The organism is Paenibacillus sp. NRS-1781 (genome assembly GCF_050467745.1).
Taxonomy (GTDB): Bacteria; Bacillota; Bacilli; order Paenibacillales; family Paenibacillaceae; genus Paenibacillus; species Paenibacillus terrae_A.
The window spans coordinates 166,203-188,508 of the sequence record NZ_JBITPI010000015.1 but is presented as its reverse complement, the minus strand read 5'-3'; the positions used below and the strand labels follow the sequence as shown (position 1 = coordinate 188,508).

General features: G+C 48.6%; 18 protein-coding genes, 2 pseudogenes and 1 riboswitch. Of the genes and pseudogenes, 11 read left to right on the top strand and 9 right to left on the bottom strand.

The features are described 5' to 3' along the window. Nucleotides 1-137: 137 nt before the first annotated feature. From ACIFO6_RS05525 to ACIFO6_RS05500, 6 genes are read left to right on the top strand one after another with little or no spacing between them, the layout of a single operon-like run. Nucleotides 138-1,211, top strand: a complete 1,074-nt coding sequence (locus ACIFO6_RS05525; RefSeq protein ID WP_430038854.1) for an extracellular solute-binding protein — start codon at nucleotides 138-140, stop codon at nucleotides 1,209-1,211. Further along, nucleotides 1,211-2,140 carry a nucleoside hydrolase gene (locus tag ACIFO6_RS05520; protein ID WP_430038852.1) on the top strand — a complete coding sequence of 310 codons (930 nt, stop codon included), beginning with the start codon at nucleotides 1,211-1,213 and terminating at the stop codon, nucleotides 2,138-2,140. Before ACIFO6_RS05525 ends, ACIFO6_RS05520 begins: the two co-directional genes overlap by 1 nt. A 27-nt stretch (nucleotides 2,141-2,167) precedes the next feature. After that, entirely contained in the window at nucleotides 2,168-2,989 is an 822-nt protein-coding gene (locus tag ACIFO6_RS05515; protein WP_430038850.1) for an ABC transporter permease, read from the top strand. A 6-nt stretch (nucleotides 2,990-2,995) separates the two neighbouring features. Further along, entirely contained in the window at nucleotides 2,996-3,784 is a 789-nt protein-coding gene (locus ACIFO6_RS05510) for an ABC transporter permease (RefSeq protein WP_044644351.1), read from the top strand. A 16-nt stretch (nucleotides 3,785-3,800) separates the two neighbouring features. Further along, nucleotides 3,801-4,859, top strand: coding sequence for an ABC transporter ATP-binding protein (locus ACIFO6_RS05505; RefSeq protein ID WP_430038848.1), 1,059 nt, complete (start codon nucleotides 3,801-3,803; stop codon nucleotides 4,857-4,859). Nucleotides 4,860-4,887: 28 nt separating this feature from the next. Beyond that, complete coding sequence (locus ACIFO6_RS05500; RefSeq protein ID WP_430038846.1) at nucleotides 4,888-6,615, top strand: adenine deaminase C-terminal domain-containing protein; 1,728 nt, start codon at nucleotides 4,888-4,890, stop codon at nucleotides 6,613-6,615. 42 nt (nucleotides 6,616-6,657) lie between these two features. Here ACIFO6_RS05500 and ACIFO6_RS05495 read toward each other — a convergent pair. Next, nucleotides 6,658-7,322 (bottom strand): annotated as a pseudogene (locus ACIFO6_RS05495) (Rpn family recombination-promoting nuclease/putative transposase); the annotation flags it as partial. 467 nt (nucleotides 7,323-7,789) lie between these two features. Here ACIFO6_RS05495 and ACIFO6_RS05490 point away from each other — a divergent pair. The 3 genes from ACIFO6_RS05490 to ACIFO6_RS05480 all read left to right on the top strand — a co-directional run bounded on the left by ACIFO6_RS05490 (nucleotide 7,790) and on the right by ACIFO6_RS05480 (nucleotide 10,104). Next, nucleotides 7,790-8,269 carry a Dps family protein gene (locus ACIFO6_RS05490; protein WP_430038844.1) on the top strand — a complete coding sequence of 160 codons (480 nt, stop codon included), beginning with the start codon at nucleotides 7,790-7,792 and terminating at the stop codon, nucleotides 8,267-8,269. Nucleotides 8,270-8,418: 149 nt separating this feature from the next. Further along, complete coding sequence (locus ACIFO6_RS05485) at nucleotides 8,419-9,543, top strand: nitric oxide synthase oxygenase (RefSeq protein WP_430038842.1); 1,125 nt, start codon at nucleotides 8,419-8,421, stop codon at nucleotides 9,541-9,543. Between the two features lie 102 nt (nucleotides 9,544-9,645). Further along, on the top strand, nucleotides 9,646-10,104 hold the full coding sequence (locus ACIFO6_RS05480) for a hypothetical protein (RefSeq protein WP_430038840.1): 459 nt from the start codon (nucleotides 9,646-9,648) through the stop codon (nucleotides 10,102-10,104). 71 nt (nucleotides 10,105-10,175) lie between these two features. On the opposite strand, the gene ACIFO6_RS05475 is transcribed toward ACIFO6_RS05480, so the two are convergent. The 4 genes and pseudogenes from ACIFO6_RS05475 to ACIFO6_RS05460 form a co-directional block, all read right to left on the bottom strand. After that, entirely contained in the window at nucleotides 10,176-10,613 is a 438-nt protein-coding gene (locus ACIFO6_RS05475; RefSeq protein ID WP_430038838.1) for an AbrB/MazE/SpoVT family DNA-binding domain-containing protein, read from the bottom strand. Nucleotides 10,614-10,803: 190 nt separating this feature from the next. Further along, the gene (locus ACIFO6_RS05470) at nucleotides 10,804-11,523 is read right to left on the bottom strand and encodes a 3-ketoacyl-ACP reductase (protein WP_430038836.1); all 720 of its coding nucleotides are present in this window, start codon (nucleotides 11,521-11,523) and stop codon (nucleotides 10,804-10,806) included. Between the two features lie 210 nt (nucleotides 11,524-11,733). Beyond that, entirely contained in the window at nucleotides 11,734-12,084 is a 351-nt protein-coding gene (locus ACIFO6_RS05465; protein ID WP_430038835.1) for a hypothetical protein, read from the bottom strand. A gap of 101 nt (nucleotides 12,085-12,185) precedes the next feature. Next, nucleotides 12,186-12,287, bottom strand: a pseudogene (locus ACIFO6_RS05460) (PadR family transcriptional regulator); the annotation flags it as partial. 395 nt (nucleotides 12,288-12,682) lie between these two features. Between ACIFO6_RS05460 and ACIFO6_RS05455 the strand changes: the two are divergent. Next, entirely contained in the window at nucleotides 12,683-12,811 is a 129-nt protein-coding gene (locus ACIFO6_RS05455) for a DUF6985 domain-containing protein (RefSeq protein ID WP_430038833.1), read from the top strand. Nucleotides 12,812-12,881: 70 nt separating this feature from the next. On the opposite strand, the gene metE is transcribed toward ACIFO6_RS05455, so the two are convergent. The 4 genes from metE to ACIFO6_RS05435 form a co-directional block, all read right to left on the bottom strand. Then, nucleotides 12,882-15,200: a 5-methyltetrahydropteroyltriglutamate--homocysteine S-methyltransferase gene (gene metE, locus ACIFO6_RS05450; RefSeq protein ID WP_430038831.1), complete on the bottom strand. Its 2,319-nt coding sequence runs from the start codon at nucleotides 15,198-15,200 to the stop codon at nucleotides 12,882-12,884. A 160-nt stretch (nucleotides 15,201-15,360) separates the two neighbouring features. Then, a riboswitch (cobalamin riboswitch) is annotated at nucleotides 15,361-15,556 on the bottom strand. A gap of 184 nt (nucleotides 15,557-15,740) precedes the next feature. Then, nucleotides 15,741-16,238 carry an anaerobic ribonucleoside-triphosphate reductase activating protein gene (gene nrdG / locus ACIFO6_RS05445; protein WP_430038829.1) on the bottom strand — a complete coding sequence of 166 codons (498 nt, stop codon included), beginning with the start codon at nucleotides 16,236-16,238 and terminating at the stop codon, nucleotides 15,741-15,743. Then, nucleotides 16,235-18,184 (bottom strand): anaerobic ribonucleoside triphosphate reductase, encoded by a 1,950-nt coding sequence (locus ACIFO6_RS05440; RefSeq protein ID WP_430038827.1) that lies wholly within the window; start codon nucleotides 18,182-18,184, stop codon nucleotides 16,235-16,237. Before ACIFO6_RS05440 ends, nrdG begins: the two co-directional genes overlap by 4 nt. Nucleotides 18,185-18,442: 258 nt before the next feature. Next, nucleotides 18,443-18,913, bottom strand: coding sequence for an AbrB/MazE/SpoVT family DNA-binding domain-containing protein (locus tag ACIFO6_RS05435; RefSeq protein ID WP_430038825.1), 471 nt, complete (start codon nucleotides 18,911-18,913; stop codon nucleotides 18,443-18,445). A gap of 377 nt (nucleotides 18,914-19,290) precedes the next feature. Here ACIFO6_RS05435 and ACIFO6_RS05430 point away from each other — a divergent pair, with 377 nt between their 5' ends. Further along, the gene (locus ACIFO6_RS05430) at nucleotides 19,291-22,275 is read left to right on the top strand and encodes a glycoside hydrolase family 3 C-terminal domain-containing protein (RefSeq protein ID WP_430038823.1); all 2,985 of its coding nucleotides are present in this window, start codon (nucleotides 19,291-19,293) and stop codon (nucleotides 22,273-22,275) included. Nucleotides 22,276-22,306 lie beyond the last annotated feature (31 nt).

Genomic DNA, 22,306 nt, shown 5'->3' with positions numbered 1-22,306 from the left:
GAGGGGAGAACCTGTTATAACGCGCAGCGGGATCAACTTATTCTTTGTTTACGAAGAAAAGTATTCTTGTTTTACAAGAGTACTTTTCTTTTTTGTGTTATCAGGTTCGCAGAATGAATAAACAGGGGGAGTTTCAAATGAAAAAATGGTTTAAAGGGTTCATGGCTTTGACCTTGGCATCTGTTGTGCTTGCAGGTTGCGGCAGCAATACTACCGGAGGTCAGGAAGATGGAAAAGGCAGCTCGGCTGATGGGAAAAAGAAGCTAATCATTTCCACATGGGGCTTCTCCGAAGACTTCTTTAACAAAGAAGTGTACGAGCCTTTTGAGAAGGAACACAACGTTGATATTGTAGTGGAGATTGGAAATAACGCAGAACGGTTGAACAAAATTAGTCAAGGAAGCACAGACGTTGATCTGATTTATCTGTCTGATTATTATGCCCAACAGGGGATCCAACAAGGTTTGTTTGAAAAGCTGGATCGCAGCAAAGTGCCAAACCTGAATCAAATTTATGACATTGCCAAAGCACCGCTGGGTGAGGAGTATGGCCCTGCTTATACGGTTGGCCGCCTCGGTATTGCTTACAACCCGGAGCTGGTTAAAAAGAATGTGACCTCTTGGGCTGATCTGTGGGGCAGTGAATTCAAAGGAAACGTGACCCTGCCGAACATTACGGCTACGGCTGGACCGATGGTTGTTGACGCGGCCTCCAAGGTAGCGGGTAGTAAAGAGTTTAATGAAGACCAGGCATTCGGGAAACTGAAAGAGCTGAGTCCGAATATTGTTAAGTTTTATAGCAAGACGTCCGAATTCGTCAACATGTTCAGTCAGCAGGAAATCGCGGGCGGACCGATTATGGAGATGTACTTCAAAGATTTGAAAGCAGCAGTGCCTGGAGCCAAATTTGTAGCGCCGAGTGAAGGGGCTTATGCAGTAATGAACACGATCAACGTGGTGAAAGGCTCTGACCAAAAAGAATTGGCTGAGGAATTTATCAACTGGCAGCTGAGTAAGGAAGTTCAAGAGAAGTCCGCCAAGGCGAAGGTTGATTCTCCGGTGAATACGCAGGTGGTGCTGTCCGGTGCGGATACAGAAGGAATTACGTATGGTGCAGATGTGGTCAACAAGCTGACCAAGCTGGATATGAAATTCGTCAATGACCATATCAAGGAATGGACGGATCGCTGGAACCGGGAAGTTGCCCAATAATGAAAAAAGTCATATTAGATGTAGATACAGGTATTGACGATGCGCTGGGTATTTTATTAGCCACCAAAAGCGGCCAGCTGGATGTTATAGCGATTACGACCGTGTGCGGTAATGTATCGCTTAAACAGGCAACATTGAACACATGCAAAATCCTCGATCTTTTGGATAGACCGGATATTCCGGTCTATCGGGGGGCCGATGCTCCCTTGATCCGTAAAGGATTGCATGAGCACCGTATTCATGGGGAAGATGGTATTGGGGGCGCATTGAGTGGAGTTGTCCCTGCCATTTCGGCGTCCGAAGGCTTTGCGCCGGACATCATCATTGATACAGTCATGGCTCATCCGGGAGAACTGACGCTGGTTTGCACCGGGCCGCTCACGAATCTGGCGTTGGCGCTTCTGAAATGTCCGGAGTTGACGCAATACGTCAATGAGGTCATTTTTATGGGTGGTGTTATTTACGGGTGCGGCAATATTACGCCTGTAGCAGAATATAACATGTATGCTGACCCGGAAGCGGCGCGGATCGTATTTCATGCCGGATTTGGGCGGTTGGTACAGGTGGGACTGGATGTAACACGGAAGGCACTGCTAACGACGGACCATATTGCCCGTCTCACTGATCCAGCGATTCGCAGCTATGTGGCTGAAAGCACGGCCATCTATACCAAGCGTTATGAAGAACGTAACGGAGTAAAAGCGTGTGCGCTTCATGATCCGCTTGCTGTAGGGGTTGCGCTGAATTCGAGGCTGGTGGAAACTTCGCCAATGTATGTCGATGTGGAAACCTCCAGTCGTATATGTGACGGACAAACGGTGGGCGATGTACAGAACCGTCTCAATCATAGCCCGAACATGAATGTGTGCGAACAGGTGGAAAGCGAGGCATTTCTGGAACTGTTTATTCAGGTGCTGAACAAGGAATAACATATTGATAACCGCAAGGAGCTACCCATGAAGAAAACATACTTGTATTGGCTGCTGCTGCCAGGTTTGCTCTTTCTGGCGGTGTTCATGGTCATTCCGATTGTGTTAACGATCGGCTCGACCTTCGTACAGAACAGCTCATTCACCCTAGAAGGTTATCTCCATTTCTTCAAGGACCCTTATTTTCTGAAAATATTGCTGACTACGCTGGAAGTCAGTATCGTTACGACGCTCGTATGCGTGCTACTCGGCTTCCCGACGGCTTATTATATTTCGCAAAAGGCCCCGCGCCGTAAAGGAATTTTGCTGGCGCTGGCTATCTTCCCCTTGCTGACCAGTCCGGTGGTGCGGTCATTTAGCTGGATGGTCATCTTGGGTCGCAAAGGGCTGTTGAATAACGTGCTCATCGATTTAGGATTCGTTGATGAGCCGCTCAATATTTTGTATACCCCGGCGGCGATGATTATTGGTCTGGTGCATTTGTTTTTACCGCTGATGATTATTTCACTGATTGGTGTACTCGAAAATATCGACGGTGATCTCGTCCATGCAGCTCAGAGCCTCGGTGCCTCCAAATTCAGCGCATTCCGTAAAATCGTATTTCCTCTGTCTGTGCCGGGCCTGATTATCGGAAGCATTCTCGTTTTCGTGGGCAGTCTGACGGCTTATACGACACCAGCACTACTTGGAGGAAAACAGCGCGTCATTGCTACATTTTTGTATCAGAACGCCATGACGCTGAATGACTGGTTTCTCGCCTCCGTTATTGCAACGATTATGATTGTCATTACATTTATCGTGGTCGGTCTCTTAAATAAGGCGGCCCATAAACTCAATCCGAAGGGGTAGGTGGATATGCGGGAGAAACATTACGGACTAGGCTTCTTTAGCCTGCTGGTCTTCGTCTTTCTGCTCGGTCCGCTGTTGATCATATCGGTCACTTCTTTCGAGCCGGGCACGGTATTAAAATTCCCTCCGCAGGGCTTTTCCTTGCGCTGGTATCAAAATATTTTTGAGGTGGACCTGTTTATGTCCACGTTCAAAACGTCGATTGTCGTCTCTCTGCTGGGTAACATTTTGGCGCTGCTGATCGGCATGCCTGCTGCTTATGCGCTTAGTCGTTTTTCGTTTCACGGGAAGGATGCGCTGAATGCCTTGTTCCTCTCCCCGCTGCTCATACCGGGTATTGTGCTGGGCTTTACACTGCTGCGTTATCTGATCATTGTTTATCATTTGCCGGTATACGCAGGACTGTTGATCGGACATACGGTGATTATGCTGCCGTTCATTATACGGGTCATTGCGTCCAGCTTGTCCAACTTTGATTTTGCGATTGAGGAAGCAGCGCTCAGCTTGGGAGCCGGACGGCTTGAAACCTTTTTCAAAGTGGTTCTGCCCAACATCCGTTCGGGTATTATTGCGGCCATCCTGATTGCCTTTCTGGAATCATTCAACAATGTCGACATTTCCGTCTTCATGACAGGACCGGGATTCAGCACCCTGCCTATTCAAATGCTGACCTACGTCGAAAATTATTTTGACCCGACGATTGCAGCGATTTCGGTAATGCTGATGATTTTGACCGGTATTCTGATGTTCTTGATTGAACGACTGATGGGATTGTCTTACTTCACTAAAAGGTAATGGAGGCTTCAACCATATGGCACTGCTTACTCTGGATCGTGTATCGGTCGCTTATGACAACCAACTGATCTTGCAGGATTTCGATTTGCAGCTCGAACGGGGGCAAATGCTCTCGTTGCTCGGACCGAGTGGATGTGGCAAAACGACCACGCTTCGTCTGATTGCAGGATTTCTCGAAGCTAAACAAGGGACGTTTTTGTTTGGCGATAAAGATTACACCCGGGTTCCGGTGAACAAACGGAATTTCGGTTTTGTATTCCAAAGCTATGCGCTTTTCCCGCATTTGTCCGTTTTTGATAATGTTGCCTTTGGACTGCGGCTGCGTAAGGTGAGGGAAGATGATATAAAACGCCGTGTTATGGCTATGCTGGATACAGTTAGTCTGGGGGGCTTTGAAAAGCGTTTCCCCGGCGAACTGTCTGGTGGACAGCGTCAGCGTGTTGCGATTGCGCGGGCGCTTGTGATTGAACCTGACCTGCTGCTGTTCGATGAACCGCTGAGTAATCTGGATGCGAACCTGCGTGTGAATATGCGTGTAGAAATTCGCCGTATTCAACAGGAATTGGGGATTACCACGGTATACGTATCGCATGATCAGGAGGAATGTTTTTCGATTTCTGACCGAGTTGCGATTATGAACAAGGGGAATATCGAGCAGTTGGATGCGCCATCGACGATTTTTAAATATCCAACCACCGAATTTGTCGCCCGTTTTATCGGATTCAATAATTTCTTGTCCTTTGACGAACGCGTTGAGGAGGGGGAACGAATTCTCCTGAGTACAAGCGATCTTTCGTTTAGTGTGGCCCGTAATCAGGGTACAGTCCAGCCGGGTGCCCGTCAGGGGGCTATTCGTCCGGATGATTTGGTTATCCGCACAGCAGGCAATGAGACGGGAGAAAATGAGCTTCCCGGCATCATTAAAGTGAGCACTTACCTGGGGCGCAGCTATCAGTATGTGGTAGAAACGGCGAAGGGAAGCTTCACCGCCAATCAGGAGATGGACACGCCGTACCTGAGCGGTCAACGGGTTACCTTGCATTTTCCGGCAGATAAAATGGTACTGGTCCAATAATCAGCGGGTTCGATGAAGGAGATACATCATGCGTGCAGACAAAATGATTTTACAAGTTAAAGTATATAACAGCTATTACAAGACGTTCGAGGAAGGCAATGTTGCTATACTTGACGGCAAGTTTATGTATATCGGTCAGCGCGGCCTGGAGTCGTTTGAAGTGAATGAAATTGTAGAAGGGCACGGGAAATATATGATTCCCGGCCTGATCGACATTCATCTCCATATTGAAAGCACAATGGTGACACCAGCGACCTTTTCCTATGGACTCATTCGCAACGGCGTGACGACGATTGTACCGGAACCGCACGAAATGGCGAATGTTTTTGGATTGGAGGGCATTCAGGAAATGATGGCGGTCAGCAAGGATTGCGTGGCTGATATGTTTTACGGTATTCCAAGCTCTGTCCCGGCAACGCCGCTCGAAACCTCAGGGGGCGAGATTGATATTCCTGAGATTGACGCACTGCTGCAAACCGGTGAGATGATCTGTCTGGGTGAAATTATGAACTATGTGGATGTGATTCGTAATCCAGAGGGCAAGACCAACCGTATTTTACGCCATGTTCGTGAGCATTACCCGGAGCTGATCATTGAAGGGCATACGCCGCAGTTGCTTGATCTGGACCTGCATCAGTTGATCTACGCGGGAATTGGCTCGGACCATACCCACCAAAGCATTGAAGGCATGAAGGCGCGTATGGCTGCGGGGATGTTCATCGAGATTCAGGAAAAATCCATGACCCCTGAAGTGATGGAGTATTTGATTCAGGAAGACGTGGCGCAGCATTTTTGCTTTGTAACGGATGATGTGATGCCGGATTCCTTCGTAGAGCGTGGGCATCTGAACCATATTGTAAGCAAAGCAATCGGGATGGGCATGAAGCCTGAGAATGCGATCTATGCTGCTACGTTCACACCTGCAACACGGATGCGTATGCACGACCGGGGCACGATTGCACCGGGGAAAATAGCTGATTTTGTCTTGTTGTCTGACCTGAGCCATTTTGAAGTAGAGAGGGTGTACAAGGACGGACAAAAGGTATTCGATAAATTTGAAGAGTATCATCAAGCTTCGTTAAGCTGCTATTTTCCACCTCATTTTTACCAAAGTGTAAAGCTGAAGCCTCTCACAGAGCGGGATTTTACCGTAGAGCTGGATGTAGAGGATGGTACACATCATTGCCGTATTATGATGGTGAAGGACGGATCGACCTTTACGAGCGAACGTATTGCACCTGAGCAGGTGGCGAATGGTGAGTTGATGTGGGAGCAGAGCGAACACGGGCTTATCGCTACTTTTGAGCGGTATGGCAAGAATGGTAACCGTGCCTATGGTTTGATCGGGGGAGACACGATTAAGCGCGGGGCGGTGGCAACCACGTATTCGCACGATAACCATAACTTGCTGGTCGTGGGGCATAACAAGCAGGATATGATATTGGCGGCGAATACGGTGCTTTCCAGTCAAGGCGGCTTTTGCGTAGTTGAAAATGGCAAGGTGCTGTCCCATTTGCCGTTAACCGTAGGCGGGATTCTAACAGAAGGACCGTTAGAAATGGTGGCGGCCCACGTGAAGGAGTTGCGTTCTGCCTTGCTGTCGCTTGGTTACCGCCATTACAATCCAATCATGTCGCTGAGCACTCATTCTTTGCCAGTCAGCCCGGCATTGAAAATTACCGATCACGGCCTGATTGATGTAAACGCGGGCAAGGTTGTACCCTTGATTGTGGACCCTTTGGAGATAAGAGAATAATAGTAGAGCAGACCCTCTTGCGGGTCTGCTCTTTTTGTCGTGGTCCGCTTTACCTTCTGCCTTGCCTTCTTCTTTTGCTCCTTCAATCATGGATGCCTCATCATGTAGATACCGTTGTTTTGCTTCATATTGAAGTCGGGCTTCCCGATCCTGACTTAGGAATTCCAAGGTATCCATCGCTTTTTTCAGTACAGGCTCGTTCATGGTCAGCACCTCCCATTGTGATGGATTCGCTCCTTTTAGAAACAAAAGCCAGTTTACCAATCCGCCGCCCTCCATCGGTACAGTATCATGGTCAAGCTTGGGGAGTTCTAGAAAATGCAGTTCGATATCATCACTGAGTGAGATACCTGTTCGATTTTCCCGAAGATGATATACATTATGATACTGATCATTAGGCAAAAAGGAGTAGTTCAAAATATTAATGGTAACGCATTTTCGGAGTAACTTATATGATTGTCCTTCCTGTAGTTGACCAGCATACTGCTTGCTCCAGTAAAATAGAGTCCTTTTATCGGTATCATATTTATTAAATAACTGCATTTCCACGTTAATCAATTCGCCTTCGGATGTTCTGGCTCGGATATCCAGAATGGATTGTTTGTCACGAGGTGATTCAAGAAAGTCAGCAACACATCCCGATTTTCATCGCTTCCAAAGATACGTTTAAACAGAAAATCATTTCGAGGATCAAGTAGCTCTGTCATGTACATCCACCCCATTTTATATTCTATTATACCACGTAAGCTGTAACTCACATACATCACGACTGTGAACAAGGTAATGATAATGGCGAAGCTTTAACAGACAAAATTAACATCTTCTATACTCGTATTAATGTAAGCTATGTATAACGCGTTGACGGCTTGCGGGATAAAGACTACATTTAGGCTGGATATATACTACAAAAGTCTTTGGAGTGGAAAGTACGGAAGTGCTGGATGCTCCCTTTTTAGCCGGGGAGGATTTTGCGCTCTATACACAGCAGGTTTAATAAGCTCTTGCAAATAACTGACCTAATGTTATAATTAAAACAGGATTTAGATTAAGTCTAATTTAATATTGAATATTTATTGGAATCACGCATGGGATTTGCAGGTTAATCAAACACTAAAGTCACGGGAATTCAGGCTTCACTCCAACTATACTATGGATGATGAGAGGGGAATTACACATGAGTACATTAAATCATACGAACGCTCAACCTACACAAGAGGTTATTCAAGAATTGCATAAGGCTTTGAACCGTCAGGTAGCTACCTGGTCGGTGTTGTACACGAAGCTGCATTATTTCCACTGGTACGTAAAAGGACCTCATTTCTTCACACTGCATGCAAAATTTGAGGAGCTTTATAATGAAGCGACAGCTAACCTGGATATGATTGCTGAACGTTTGCTGGCCATTGGAGGCCGTCCTGCCGCTACCTTGAAGGAGCATTTGCAATTGTCAGCCATTCAGGAGTCAGCAGGTGAGCAGACAGCCGAGGATATGGTAAAATCCGTGGTTACGGATTTCAACACGATTACTACTGAGCTGGCTAACGGCATGGAAGCAGCGGATGCGGCACATGACAAAGCGACTGAAGATCTTCTTAATGGCTTGAGAGAAGCGGTGGATAAACATATCTGGATGCTCAACGCATATTTGGGATAATCTTTTGGAATATATTCCTATGGATATGAAGATCAGGTGAACAAGACACACATCCCGTTGGTTCCAGACCACCACTGGAGTATAATGACGGATAGGCGTGAAAGACACGGGCTCATCAGTATTGAGAGCTGCCGGGATGGGGTGTACGTATGGAAGTGAAGCAACAGCTTTTGCGTGAAGCAGAGCAGTTTATATATACATGTTATGAGGAGCTGGGCCGAAGCCGTGATGAAGCGGAGGCCCGGCTCCTTGAGATTCGTCATGATATAGATACTACGGGGACGTATGATCATACCTATGATGAGCTGGAGCATGGGGCACAGATGGCTTGGCGTAACAGCAATCGTTGTATCGGTCGTTTGTTTTGGGATAAGCTTCTGGTAAGGGATGCCCGCAACGCCTCAAGTACAGCGGAAGTGGTTCATGAGCTGTTAGAGCATATACGCATAGGGACAAATGACGGTAAAATCAAGCCGACGCTTACCGTGTTTCGCTCGTCCAAGCCGGGGCAACCGGATATTCGCATTTGGAATCATCAATTGATTCGGTATGCTGGCTATGAGAGCGCTGAAGGAGTGATTGGGGACCCGATCTCGGTAGAATTCACAAATGCGTGCCGCCGCATGGGCTGGCAAGGAGCCATGACTCCCTTTGATGTATTGCCGCTGATTGTGGAAGCAGGTGGACAGCCTCCTGAGCTGTTTGATATTCCCGAACATTTGGTGCAGGAGGTACCTATTGAACACCCGGAACTTCCGGGGGTGGCTTCGTTAGGTTTGCGTTGGTACGCCGTGCCTATAATTTCGGACATGACGCTGGAAATTGGCGGTATCATCTACACCGCAGCTCCTTTTAACGGCTGGTACATGGGGACAGAGATTGGTGCGCGTAATTTTGTCGATCCCTTCCGTTATAACATGCTGCCGCAGGTAGCCGAGCTGATGGGGCTGAATACCTCAAGCGAAACGACGTTATGGCGCGATCGGGCGCTGGTGGAGTTGAACAGTGCTGTGCTGTATTCTTTTAAAAAAGCGGGAGTCAGCATTGTCGATCACCATACGGCAGCTACACAATTCCAGCTGTTTGAGGAACGGGAAGCCCAGGCGGGGCGTGCACTCACAGGCGATTGGACATGGCTGATCCCGCCGTTATCTCCGGCGACCACGCATATTTTTCACAGTTCCTACGATAATCGGCTTGTAAAGCCCAGTTTCGGAGTTCAAGAGAAGCCGTATATGCCGAAGAAGCCCCAAGGCTGTCCTTTTCATTCTTAATCATGTTCATGGAAAGCTTTAAGTATCGGATTCGTGTTCCTATTCTATATGATTAGAATAAATTCAGCTTTTCATGTCATAAGGTCGAGGAGCGAGGCGGAGTTGGAAAGAAATCAGGCAGAGCGCATCGTCGCTAAGCTTTTGCAACGGGCTGATATAGGTGTGACGGTCCAACTGGAGAAACGGTTTCCCGGCGGGCGGCTGATTGGGGGCAAATATGCCATGAATGCTCACACCATTACAATGTATATGGACACGATTGAAACACAATGTATGCAGATGTTTGGCAGCGTCGAACAAGTCGAGGAGTACTTTACGGTTGTGCTTGCGCATGAGTTTGGACACGCCGCTGATTCTGAGCTGCCTGACCTCTCCGATGCTATGGAACAGGAGAGTGAGTTAGGTACCCGACAACGGTTTGCGCTGCAAATTGAAGAAAACGCATGGAACTATGCGCTCAGATTGGTGCCGGAGATTGAGATAACGTTCATTTCCACCGTTATTGAAGAGTCCTTGTTGGCCTATCGGGTCCCGGTTGTGGAGCAGTCTGACATTGCATAAGGATGATGATCCGAGAGCCGACAGGCTCTTTTCTTTTTGTGGCGAGCTCAAACGCGGGTCATTGGAACGATTCAAAGTAGAAGTTTTTTTAGCTGTGACACGCGTCCCTGAGACAATTCGAGCATCTCGGCCAATTCTTTTTGTGAAACATTAGGGTGTTTTTTCATGAGCTGTTTTAGTTTATGCAGGAGCTCAGTCTGATTTCTGTAATTCCTTCTTTTCTTGGGCTGAGCAGGACGTGCTTCGTCTGAATGACTGGAGGGATTATCGCTCTTTAGCTTCTCAATGCAATCGTTGCATATCAAATGATCTCTGAAGTAGCTCAGGTTATCTACGGCACTGCAAAAATAACAAGATACCCCTGTATATTTACGGATCATCAGGCCCTCTGATGTAATAAAAAAATCAAGGGCATCTCCAATATTGATATTCATAGAATTGCGCAGCTCCTTGGGCAGCACGATGCGGCCCAGATGGTCTAATGGTCGTGTCATTCCTGTATTTTTCATTATCATTTCCCCTTTTATAAATGCGCTTATCGGTGCAAAAATCGTAGGTTATGTATGTTGAAAAGTACAAAGCGCGTATATTGCAGTTTGAATTGTATTAGCTATGAACAAAAAAGAAGCTCCAGCATGACGAACAATGACGTCTGCCGGAGCGTGGTACAGCCCAATGAATCTAAGATGTCGAGTTAAATTATTGTGGGTTGGTTGTCCAAATACCGGCTACTTTTAATTGAACCCGCGAAGGCAGCTTCAGTGCCGCCAATGTCAGGTCGGCCATATCCTGTGGCTGAAGCATACGGTCCTCGTCGCCAATCGGCAAACCTGCATTTGCTGCCAGTTCCGTATTGACTGTGCTTGGAGTCAGCGCGGTGACGCGAATGTTGGATTTGCGAACCTCCTGCATCAGTGACTCCGTGAAGCCCATCAAAGCAAACTTGGAGGCGCAATACGCCGAGCCTGTGGCGAAGCCTCGTTCGCCTGCTGTGGAGGATACATTAATAATGTTGCCGCTCTGCTGAGCAAGCATGCTCGGAAGAACCGCGTGTGTGACATAATAGGTTCCCAGCAGATTCACGCGGATTATGCGTTCCCACTCTTCGGGGTCCATGTCTGCAACTGTGCCGAATGTAGCAATTCCTGCATTGTTAATCAAAATGTCGACAGCGCCCAGATCATGCTCCAGCGAGGCTACAGCTGCAGCGGCCTGTGCGCGATCAGATATATCCGCGATAGCGCTAACCACCTTCACGCCGTATGTACTCCCCAGTGAATCTTGCAGCTTTTGCAGGTCAGGTAGTGTGCGTGAGATTAATCCCAGGTTGACGCCTTCCTTGGCCAAGGCCTCGGCAATGGCTTTACCAATGCCTTTAGTGGCGCCTGTAATAATGGCTGTTTTATTTTTAAGTTCCATCCAGTCTCCTCCTTATGGCTACATACATAGTTGTGCATTTAAGCACATGGTTATATTATACTGATTTCATTTCCCTGAACCAAACTTCTCTCCAACCAGGCCACTCATTTCGCTTGGTTGCGACCTGGAGTGTAAGTCCTCTGACGATGGTCATGATGGCTTATTTAGAAATAGCAATATTGCCTGAAGTCGTTTCGACCTTCATAACGTTCACACTACCGGGAACGGATTCGGGAGTGCCTGAGGTGGCTGTGATGGTTGTGTTTTGAATGGAGGCATCCTGTAGCTGTCCACGTGTGAACGTCCATTTTTATCAATAGCTGTTATTTCCCGCATCGCTTGTTGATTCCATTTCCAGTATCGAACCGTACCTCTGACCAGAAGGTTCAGAAGGTAGCGTACTCCAGGCAACAGGAATAGGCCAATCCCGGTCAACGTGATGGCAAAAAAGAATTTAGCGGGATAAAAGTTGCCGTTCAGCGCATAATCTGCGACAGCGAGAAGGGGGGCCACTATCAAGCTGACCGCTGCTGCTGCCAACGAAACCCATACTGCCCACAAAGAGGCTAGGACAGGAATGGAGATTAACAAATTGAGAAACAACAGTCCTAAGAAAGTAAATAGAATGCGTGTGAAGTTTCTCTAGCAACTCATTACGTTCCTACGGCCTGAGCCAGTTCGTAGCCGTAACGGTCCCTGCGCCCAATTAAAACAAGAACGCACAGTTCCAGCACCCCTTTTTTGAATTGGATGTTCACATTCATGAGCGGTGCGCCCTTCCTGGATGTTATCATTGCTTCATAGGTGTCGTTTGGAGTATGGGGGGGAGAAATGTGTGTTTGAACATAAAGGATTTCAGGTACTAATCATAAATCAGTAGTCAGGTATAATTTAACATCATGTACTGTTTAATGCAAGGTTATAAAATTTTAAAAGATAAATATGCAGGCTCATTTTAGGAGTTTTCTTTCACTTCTAGAGTCAATGAGATAGCGAATGCTGCTGAAAAAAGTAGTTCTAATTAGAAAAATGCCGAATTTTCGGGGGATTTACAGCAACCGGACTGCTTTAATTTTATTCTTAACGCTCTTGGGATGGTTGCAAAATGCTCAATAAAAGGAACTATGGAGATAAAGATCATTTCTTATAGAAAGTTATATTGATTCCTGACTCAGCGGAAGAGGATGAGCTGTATTTGAATTTTGGCTGTTCCTGGGATAGGGAGCATGGCTTGGGTGTATATATGAAGCAGGGAACACCCGAGCATATTCAAGGGGCATACACATGATATGATTTGGAATAGAATCCCCTTCCGGCGTTTAGGGAAAAGAGGGCCGGGAAGGGGAGGGGTTTAGAAATTAGCTGGATACAGCCAACGAATCTCTGGCTGCTTGAGCAGCCAGCACCATTTGCCGCAATGCATCGACGGATTCATCCTTGGTGCGGGTTTTCAGGCCACAGTCTGGATTGACCCAAAATAAATCAGAAGGCAGTACGCGCAGGGCACGCTGTATCATACTCAGCATTTCAGACACATCGGGAATGCGCGGGCTATGGATATCATATACGCCCAGACCGATGCCCTTGTCATACACCTGATCCTCAAAGCTGACAATCAGTTCTCCGTGGCTACGCGAGGTTTCAATAGAAATGACGTCGGCATCCATATCGGAGATGGATTGGATCATATCCTGAAATTCGGAATAGCACATATGCGTATGGATTTGGGTGGCGGGATCAACGGTTGCTGTTGTAACAAGGAAGGCTTGAACCGCCCACGCCAGATAGGCTTGCTGCTGCTCTTTTTTCAGTGGAAGCCCTTCACGGATCGCAGGTTCATCGACCTGAATCATGCCAATCCCCGCTTGTTCCAGTGCTTCTACCTCTGCACGAAGGGCCAGTGCTAACTGTAAAGCAACCTGACTGCGAGGAATATCATTACGCTCGAAGGACCAGTTCAAAATCGTTACCGGACCTGTCAGCATTCCTTTGACTGGCTTGGAGGTCAACGATTGGGCAAAGGCCGTTTCTTCCACAGTCATGGGTTGATCGAACGACACGTCTCCGTATATAATCGGCGGTTTAACACACCGGGAGCCGTAGGACTGCACCCACCCGTTTTGTGTAAAGGCAAAGCCTTTCAGCTTTTCGCCAAAAAATTCAACCATGTCTGTCCGCTCAAATTCCCCGTGTACGAGCACATCAATGCCAATGTTCTCCTGAATATCAATCCATTCCTTGATTTGCTGCTGAATGAACGTCCGATACTGCTCGGCAGACCATTCCCCTTTGCGATAGTGCAGACGGGCTTTGCGAACCTCTGCGGTTTGCGGGAAGCTGCCAATCGTCGTCGTAGGCAGTGGAGGCAGCTTCAGCTTGTCCTGCTGGATCACACGACGCTCAGCGAAGGGAACGCTGCGTGACTGTGGCTCTTTCGCCAGCAGAGTCTCCATATCGGCAGTCGTCTGTACTCGTGCCGCCGAGCTGTTGAAGCGGGCTACCGCGTCTGCACTCTGCTCAAGCTTGGCAATTGCCGAGGGTTCGCGTTTGCCAAGCGCAGCGGTCAAAGCTGCGATTTCTTCCAGCTTTTCATCGGCAAAGGCCAGCGCTTGCACCAGCTCTCGGTCCAGCTTGTGCTCTGCTTCCAGGCGGACTGGCACGTGCAGCAGACTGCATGATGGCTGCACGATGAGCTGACCAGCGGTGGTTTGCTCTGCCAGTTGTCCAAGCAGCGCAGCTACGGTGTTCAGATCGGAGCGCCATATATTGCGCCCGTCAATAACACCAGCGGCCAGCGTTTTCCCTGCGGGGAAGCCATGGCGTAGTACATGTTGCAGGTTTTCGCCATCATCATGCACAAAATCAAGACCTATTCCCTGTACCGGGAGCGTGGACAGGCGCTCATAATGATCCAGACTGCCAAAGTAGGTTTGCAGCACGATATTTAAGGATGGAGCAGCTTGGGCCAGAGCCTCATAGGCCTCCTGAATAATGTCCAAATCCTCTGTCGGGAATGAGGTGGTCAAGACAGGCTCATCTACCTGCACCCACTGAACGCCTTCCGCAGCCAGCTCAGACAGGACGCGGGCGTACAGTGGCAGGAAGCTTCGTATGATCGCGGCCAAATCCTTACGGTCATAGCCTTTGGACAGAGCAACGAACGAATAAGGACCGATCATGACGGGTTTACCTTCAATACCTAGTTCCTGTTTCGCTTCACGATAAGCCTGCAACGGCTTATTCTCGGTGAACACCGGAGTTGCATTTGCCAATTCCGGTACGATGTAGTGGTAATTGGTATTCAGCCATTTGGTCATTTCACTGGCGGTGGCACCTTTTTGTCCACGGGCTATCCCGAAATAGACGGATAGGGGAACAGGTCCCTCGGGACGGTAGTTGAACCGTTCCGGCACCAGACCGAACATCACGGATGTATCCAGCATGTGATCGTAATAGGAAAAGTCTCCGACAGGAATTCGATCAATTCCCTTGTCGCGCTGCTTGCTCAGATGCTCCAACCGCAATCGTTTCATCTCGGTATGCAATTCGCTTTCATCCATGCTGCCGTTCCAGAAGCGTTCCAGTGCTTTCTTCCATTCCCGGTTTCCTCCGATACGCGGATATCCCAGGTTACTGCTGATCAAGCCGGACAACTCAGGCAATTCGGTAAATGACATATACTTTTCCTCCCAGGCTGGTAGCCAGTTTATTTTTGCGTACAAAAAAAGACATTCCTCCCCGGAGTTAAAAATGAGTAGGGGAAAGAATGCCTCCGTTATTTAAAAAATGAAAATTCGGCGACTGCTCTTAACACCTCCCTATCTCCCGTAGGTACTTGCGATGTTGTTGAAATAGGCAGGTCTCCTGACTTACGGATCATGACTTTCAGCGCTCCTTCCCGGTCTGTGGACCAGTGGGTGTATCAACAGCTGAAAATTCCCCGTTTACAGTGGCGGGACCGCGCCGGACTTGCACCAGCTTCCCTTTTAAGCCTGAACTGAATAGAACAGACACCTATCTCCAAGCTATGTGATTATGGTATGACGAATAATTATGCACTCGTATACTTGTTCACCATCATAAGTGAAACTTGCAGGATACGCAATATAAACTCTGTTTAAACCTAAAATGAACTACATGCAAAAAAAGACAAACCTTCCCCCGTAGGGAAAGGACTTGTCTTAGGGCATAACAGCTCATGCGAGTATAACATCGCCTTAGGCTAATGTAACTATAGATCCTGCCTGAATGCTGGCCTTCACATCCACCAGTCGTTGATTGCGACTGCCCCGGAAGGGAAGGGTAAGATCCTTTTGCTGTTCTACAAAAGGGCCGTCCACAATCACATCGCATAGCAGCGCCAGCTCCCGGCGGGCCTGATCCGTAAGCAGCTCCTCATAGTCAAAGCCGGTATAGGCCCACACGGTTCGGTCAGGACAGGCTGCGCGGAAGTCGTGCACAAACTGCGAGCATTCCGATGCCGAGAAAAAAGGGTCTCCGCCGCAAAGGGTTAACCCGTCCAGCAGTGGATTATCTGCGATGTCACGGATGACTTCCTGCTGTCGCTCCAGTGTGAACGGTTCACCTGCGCGGAAGCTCCATGACGAGGGATTGAAGCAGCCGGGGCAGGCATGGCGGCAACCGCTAATGAATACGACGGTACGCAGGCCATGCCCTTCGTTCAGAGATTCAGGAATGTAGCCGCATAAATTCACCGATGCTTCACCCGGTCGCGCACCTCAGCCTGTTTCGCGGCGTTGAAGCGAACGGTATAATCACCTGTCAGATATCCGGTTACCCGGCGCAAACGCTGAAAATGCGTATGTTCTTCATCAGCACCGCATTGGGGACAGCTTGTCCCGATAATGCCCTCGTAGCCGCATTCCGTGCAACGGTCTACCGGATGATTGATGGAGAAGTACCCAATGTTCTGATGGAGCGCGTATTGTACAATTTTAAGAAACGCCTCCGGGTTATTCCGCGCATTACCATCCAGCTCGATGTACGAAATCGCACCAGCGTTGCACAGATTATGAAATGGGGCTTCGAGGCTGATTTTACGGGCAGCCGGAAGCGTATAGTACACGGGAATATGAAAAGAATTCGTGTAGTATTCACGGTCATTCACACCGGGAATGACTCCGAAATCACGCTGATCCAGCAACGTGAATTTGCCGGATAGACCCTCGGCAGGCGTAGCGAACAGCGTAATATTAAGGTTATGCAATTCACTCATCCGGTCGCAGTAGACACGCATGGAAGCTATGATTCGCTGCGCCTCGCGGTATACAGCGTCATCCTCCCCGTGGTGTTTGCCGTACAGTGCCTTCATGCACTCAGCTAACCCGATGAATCCCATAGAAAGCGTACCGTGCTTTAGTACGCTTCCCACCTGTTCATCCGGCTCCAGCTCTTCTCCGCCTTCCCATACCCCTTCGCGCATCATAAAGTCTGAGGCTTTTGCCGGCTGGCTGGTCTGTATATGGTAGCGATGGATCAGTCCGTCCACAGCAATGCGCATAACCTCTTCCAGTCTGGTATCAAAGCCATCCCGGTCAGGTATTTTGCGCTTGCCTGTGCAAATGCCGTACTCAATGCCAAGACGCACCAAATTAATCGTATTGAATGAGAGATTACCCTTGCCGCTTTGACGGTTTCTGCCGAAACGGTCAGCAATGGTACGGGTACGGCAGCCCATCGTCGCAATAATGGTATCCGGATCATCTGCGCGGTAATAGGGCAGGTTGAAGGTAGCATCCACATTGACAAAATTAGGATACATACGTTTGCTGGAGCATTCTACTGCCCGCAGGAACAAGTCATAGTTGATATCGTCTTCAGCCTGATTGATTCCTTTTTTGCATTGGAAAATATGCTGTGGGAAAATAGGGGTTTCCCCGCTGCCCAAGCCACGGATAGTGGCCTCCAGCAAGGATAGTGTAACTAGTCGCCCCTCAGCAGAAGTACACATCCCGTAATTCAGTGAGGTGAACGGAATTTGTCCACCTGCCCGACTGCTCATGGTATTCAGGTTATGAATAAGGGATTCGGCGGCCTGCCGGGTTTCCGTCTCCGTTTCTTCGCGTGCGAATGCGTATGAACGAGGGCAGACCTCATGTAATAGGCTGTTGGCTATATGTAATTCGTCATTAGGCAGGGCGGATTCTATTTTTTCTCCGAACAGACGGAGTCCCTTGCGCAGATGCTTGCGGAAGGAGCGGGCCACGAAAGGAGCAAGGTCCCAGTCTATTTTATTGGCAGAGACACCTCCAAATTGGCTGTTTTGCTGAGACTGGAATATGATAGCCACCAGTGCCATAGCAGACATAATAGTTTGTGGTGTGCGCACAGAGCCGTTGCCTGTATTAAAACCATCTTGCAACAAGCGGCCAAAGGGAATAAAGATACAGTTCGTAGTCCCGAGCGCATATTGGTCCAAATCGTGAACATATACATATCCACGGTCAATCGCGTCCGTCAGTTCAGACGGAAGCACACGTAGCCGCGCATACCACTTGGCGTACTCGGAGCCGAGCTTGCTCATTTTGCCGCTGAACGATTCTCCATTCAAATTTGCATTCTCCCGCAGCATGTCCAAGTCTTGTGCGCCAATGACCCGCTCGCCGATGCTGTATAATTGATGTTCCTCCAACACCTTCATTGCAAAAACCTCCATATAGTAAAATATATATTATTCTCCAAAAAACAATATATTGACGATATCATGTACTAAACATTTGTTTCAGTCTATATATTGTATATATGGATGGATGGAGAGTATGTGATTTTTGTCACGTTGATAAGGGGGAGAACACACAAAAAAGTCAGGTGGAAATTAGGAACATATCAACGAATACGCTCCTTATTCTACACCTGACGATCGGATATTTGACAAAAAACAATAAAATTGCTGAATAATCTAAAGCAGCTTTTTCAGTTGGGACACCCGGCCTTGTGAGATATCGAGCATTTCGGCATATATCTTTTGCGGCAGGTTGGGATGTTCCTGAATCAGCTTTCGGAGCTTTTTTACCATTTCTCCTTGCTGGATTCTGGATTGTTTAGGCTGCCAGGTTGTATAGTTACGAACCGGCTTGGTATGCTCTTGAGCCTGGATGGCTTCAGTGCTGGTGGGATGTACATTTTCCTCTGTCTTTAATACCTGAATGCAATCGGCGCAAATAAAGCTATCACGAAAATAAGTCAAATGATCAACTGTGCCGCAAAATTTGCAGGATACACCTGTATATTTCCTTAATACAAATCCTTCTTCATTCACGAAAAATTCGAGCGAATCACCAATATTGATATCCATCGTGGTGCGCATTTCCTTGGGAAGCACGATTCGCCCCAATTGATCCAGAGGCCGTGTCATTCCGGTATTTTTCATAAACCCTTCCTCCTTTGATTATATATCCTGATTATACCAAAAAATATTATTTTTTGCTTTGTTTATTGAAGAAAATATACAATTTTTTTAATTTACGCACTGTTACTCACCAGGTAGATTGGCTAAGAGCTTCCTGAATGGTTCTGTAGAAGGCGCGGACGAAGCTACAAATTCATGATTATAAGCTCATGTCCAAACAAACATCCGATATCCATGCCATTGGCGACACTAGTCTATTCGGTATTGCTTGAGGAAAGACACCAAATGGTGAGCAGCAGCAGTTGTTGCCGGGGTACTCCTTTTTCGCTATGATATATTAAAACGCTTTCATAAGGGCCTTTTATGATATTTTAAATGAAGACAAGGAGATGACGGATATGAGTCATGAAACAACGGATTTAGAATATCTTTTTCAAAATCCGAAGCTTCATCTGGACGAACGTGTCTGGGATTTGGTGTCCCGGCTCACCTTGGAGGAAAAGATTGAATCCATGCTGCAATATCAGCCTGCCATTGAACGATTGGGAGTCCCCGCATACAAGCATGGTACGGAAGCAGCACATGGTATAGCCTGGTTAGGAGAGGCGACTTCCTTTCCGCAGCCTGTGGGTTTGGCTTGTACGTGGGATACGGAGCTGATGCGACAAGTCGGCTCGATTATTTCGGATGAGGCGCGTGTATACTACCGCCGGGACCCGGCGCTAAACGGACTGACGTTATGGGCACCAACCGTAGATATGGAGCGTGATCCGCGCTGGGGGCGTAATGAGGAAGCGTATGGAGAAGACCCGTATTTGACGGGAGAACTGACGAAGGAATTGGTCAAAGGCATACAGGGCGATCATCCGGTATATTTGAAAGCGGTTGCGACATTAAAGCATTTCCTCGGAAACAATAACGAGGTGGACCGGGGAAGTGATTCCTCCAGTATAGACCCGCGAAACCTTCGTGAATACTATTTGAAAGCCTTTGAGAAGCCTTTTACGGAAGGCAAAGCCCAGTCCATGATGACCTCTTATAACCTGATCAATGGAACGCCTGCTACGTTGTACCACGGTGTGAATGATATTGTCAGGCACGAATGGGGAATGGACGGCTTTGTCGTCAGTGATGCTGGTGATGTGATGGGAATCGTAAAGGACCATCAGTATTATGACTCCCACACACCGGGTGTGGCTGAATCTATTCGCGCAGGAATCGACAGCATTACAGATGATGCGGATTTGTCCAAGCAGGCCATTCGTGATGCCTTGGCGCAAGGAACGCTGCAAGAAACGGACCTGGATCAGGCGTTGTTCCATACATTTCGTGTTCGCTTTCGTCTGGGGGAATTTGATCCGGCGACAGACAATCCCTATGCCTTGATCGGGGAAGAGGCCCTGATGACAGAGCAAGCCCGTGAGCTGTCGTTGCGTGCAGCGAGAGAGCAGATCGTACTGTTGAAAAATGAGCGTTCGCTCCTGCCGCTGGACCCTGTGGGGTGCGGCAAGGTGGCGGTGATCGGGGCACTCGGCAATGAGGTGTACCGTGACTGGTATTCCGGTACACTTCCATATTTTGTGACACCGCTTGAAGCGATTCGCGCCAAGCTGGTAACCAAAGACGCGCAGGAGCGCGTCATATACCGCGATGCCAAGGATCGCGTGACCTTCGCGGCGGCGGCTGACGGAGCGAAGCTCACAGTTGATTCCTTCGGTGACATGCGGTTGTCCCATGATGCCGAGCCAACGGTTTTGACCGTGAACGATTGGGGCTACGGCAGCGTCACGTTGACCGACGAGCGCCTGGGTACCTATGTGACGAGCGATGAGGAGACGCTTCGTGTGACAGCTGAGGAAGCGTATGGCTGGTATGTCAAAGAAGTCTTTGGTCTGACTCCTGTTGAAAAAGGGGAGCATCTGTGGACAACATGGAATGGCAAGCCTGTGATCACAGGGCCGGAGGGCTCATTGAAGGTAGCCGAGGCTGCGAGTTCCGTACCTAACGCTGTAGGGGATAACGGGACGAAGGCTTCGACAGCCTTGGAACAGGTAGATGCAGCTTTCCGGGTAGAGACGGTGTCGGATGGTTTAGTGGAAGCGATAGCCACTGCGCAAGCGGCAGATACAGTGATTGTATTCGTCGGCAATCACCCGTTGATTAACGGCAAGGAAGAGAATGACCGTCCGGGTTTGGAGCTGGCAGCTTCCCAGCAGCGGCTCATCGAGGAAGTGTATCGGGTTAATCCCAATACGATCGTGGTTCTGACGGGCAGCTATCCGTTTGCCATCCCTTGGGTACAGGAGCATATTCCAGCGATCGTGTACACGTCTCATGCCGGGCAAGAGCATGGCACGGCAGTAGCGGATGTGCTGTTTGGGGATTACGCGCCAGCGGGTCGTTTAAATATGACATGGTATCAAGCGGAGGACCAATTGGGTGATATCAAAGATTACGATATTATTCGCGGCGGACGTACCTATCAATATTTTGAAGGTGAACCTTTATACGTTTTCGGCCACGGTTTGACGTATTCGCCATTTGAGTACAGCCATCTGCGCACAGATGTCCAAGCGCCCGATCCCAACGATACGTCTGTCCCCGAAGGTCGAGACAACTCTTTTGATGCCCTGGATGCCACGGATACCCTGAAGGTATGGGTGGATGTTACGAATCGGGGCACAGCTGCTGGGGAGGAGGTTGTACAGCTATATGTACGGCCCGGAGCTTCGCGAGTAAAGCGAGCGTTGAAGACCTTGTGTGGATTTCAACGCATCCGCTTGGAGCCGGGGGAGACGCGAACGATTTCTTTTACAATGCGAGTGAAGGATTGGGCGATTTGGGATGTCACACGGGATTGCTATTGCGTTGAAGCTGGCGAGTACACCTTGCTGGCAGGTGCTTCTTCAGCGGATATCCGGCTGGAGCATCCTGTGAGCGTTCGAGGCGAAGTTATTCCACCCCGGCAAGTCGGACAACGCATTCGCGCTGAAAACTTTGATGATTGTTCCCATGTCCTGCTGGATGAAAGCAAGGAGCAAAAGGAGGCCTGTGTACGTCTACGTTCACCTCAATGTCCCGGCTGGCTTGCCTTTTATGGCGTCGAGTTGGGAACGGCGTGTGTGATTGAACTTCAATGTCGCGTGTCAGGCAATAGCCACGATGCAGCAATTGAGCTTCGTTTGGATACGCCGGACAGCGAAGCTGCAGCACGTATAAACGTTGGCCATACGGGAGGAGCGCAAGCGTGGATGACGCTCTCCGAAGCACTGGGTCCAGTCTCAGGTTCACGTGATGTGTACCTGTGGTTGAGTGGCGAAGTGCGGCTAAGTTATTTTACTTTGAGCGCTTGTGCTACAGGAGATTCCAGCCTTCAGGCTTGAACTTACTTCTGACTTCACGTACAATGCATTC

Coding starts and splice junctions, on each gene's coding strand:
- ACIFO6_RS05525 (WP_430038854.1), top strand. CDS start 138: ATGAAAAAATGGTTTAAAGGGTTCATGGCTTTGACCTTGGCATCTGTT.
- ACIFO6_RS05520 (WP_430038852.1), top strand. CDS start 1,211: ATGAAAAAAGTCATATTAGATGTAGATACAGGTATTGACGATGCGCTG.
- ACIFO6_RS05515 (WP_430038850.1), top strand. CDS start 2,168: ATGAAGAAAACATACTTGTATTGGCTGCTGCTGCCAGGTTTGCTCTTT.
- ACIFO6_RS05510 (WP_044644351.1), top strand. CDS start 2,996: ATGCGGGAGAAACATTACGGACTAGGCTTCTTTAGCCTGCTGGTCTTC.
- ACIFO6_RS05505 (WP_430038848.1), top strand. CDS start 3,801: ATGGCACTGCTTACTCTGGATCGTGTATCGGTCGCTTATGACAACCAA.
- ACIFO6_RS05500 (WP_430038846.1), top strand. CDS start 4,888: ATGCGTGCAGACAAAATGATTTTACAAGTTAAAGTATATAACAGCTAT.
- ACIFO6_RS05490 (WP_430038844.1), top strand. CDS start 7,790: ATGAGTACATTAAATCATACGAACGCTCAACCTACACAAGAGGTTATT.
- ACIFO6_RS05485 (WP_430038842.1), top strand. CDS start 8,419: ATGGAAGTGAAGCAACAGCTTTTGCGTGAAGCAGAGCAGTTTATATAT.
- ACIFO6_RS05475 (WP_430038838.1), bottom strand. CDS start 10,613: ATGAAAAATACAGGAATGACACGACCATTAGACCATCTGGGCCGCATC.
- ACIFO6_RS05470 (WP_430038836.1), bottom strand. CDS start 11,523: ATGGAACTTAAAAATAAAACAGCCATTATTACAGGCGCCACTAAAGGC.
- metE (WP_430038831.1), bottom strand. CDS start 15,200: ATGTCATTTACCGAATTGCCTGAGTTGTCCGGCTTGATCAGCAGTAAC.
- ACIFO6_RS05440 (WP_430038827.1), bottom strand. CDS start 18,184: ATGAAGGTGTTGGAGGAACATCAATTATACAGCATCGGCGAGCGGGTC.
- ACIFO6_RS05435 (WP_430038825.1), bottom strand. CDS start 18,913: ATGAAAAATACCGGAATGACACGGCCTCTGGATCAATTGGGGCGAATC.
- ACIFO6_RS05430 (WP_430038823.1), top strand. CDS start 19,291: ATGAGTCATGAAACAACGGATTTAGAATATCTTTTTCAAAATCCGAAG.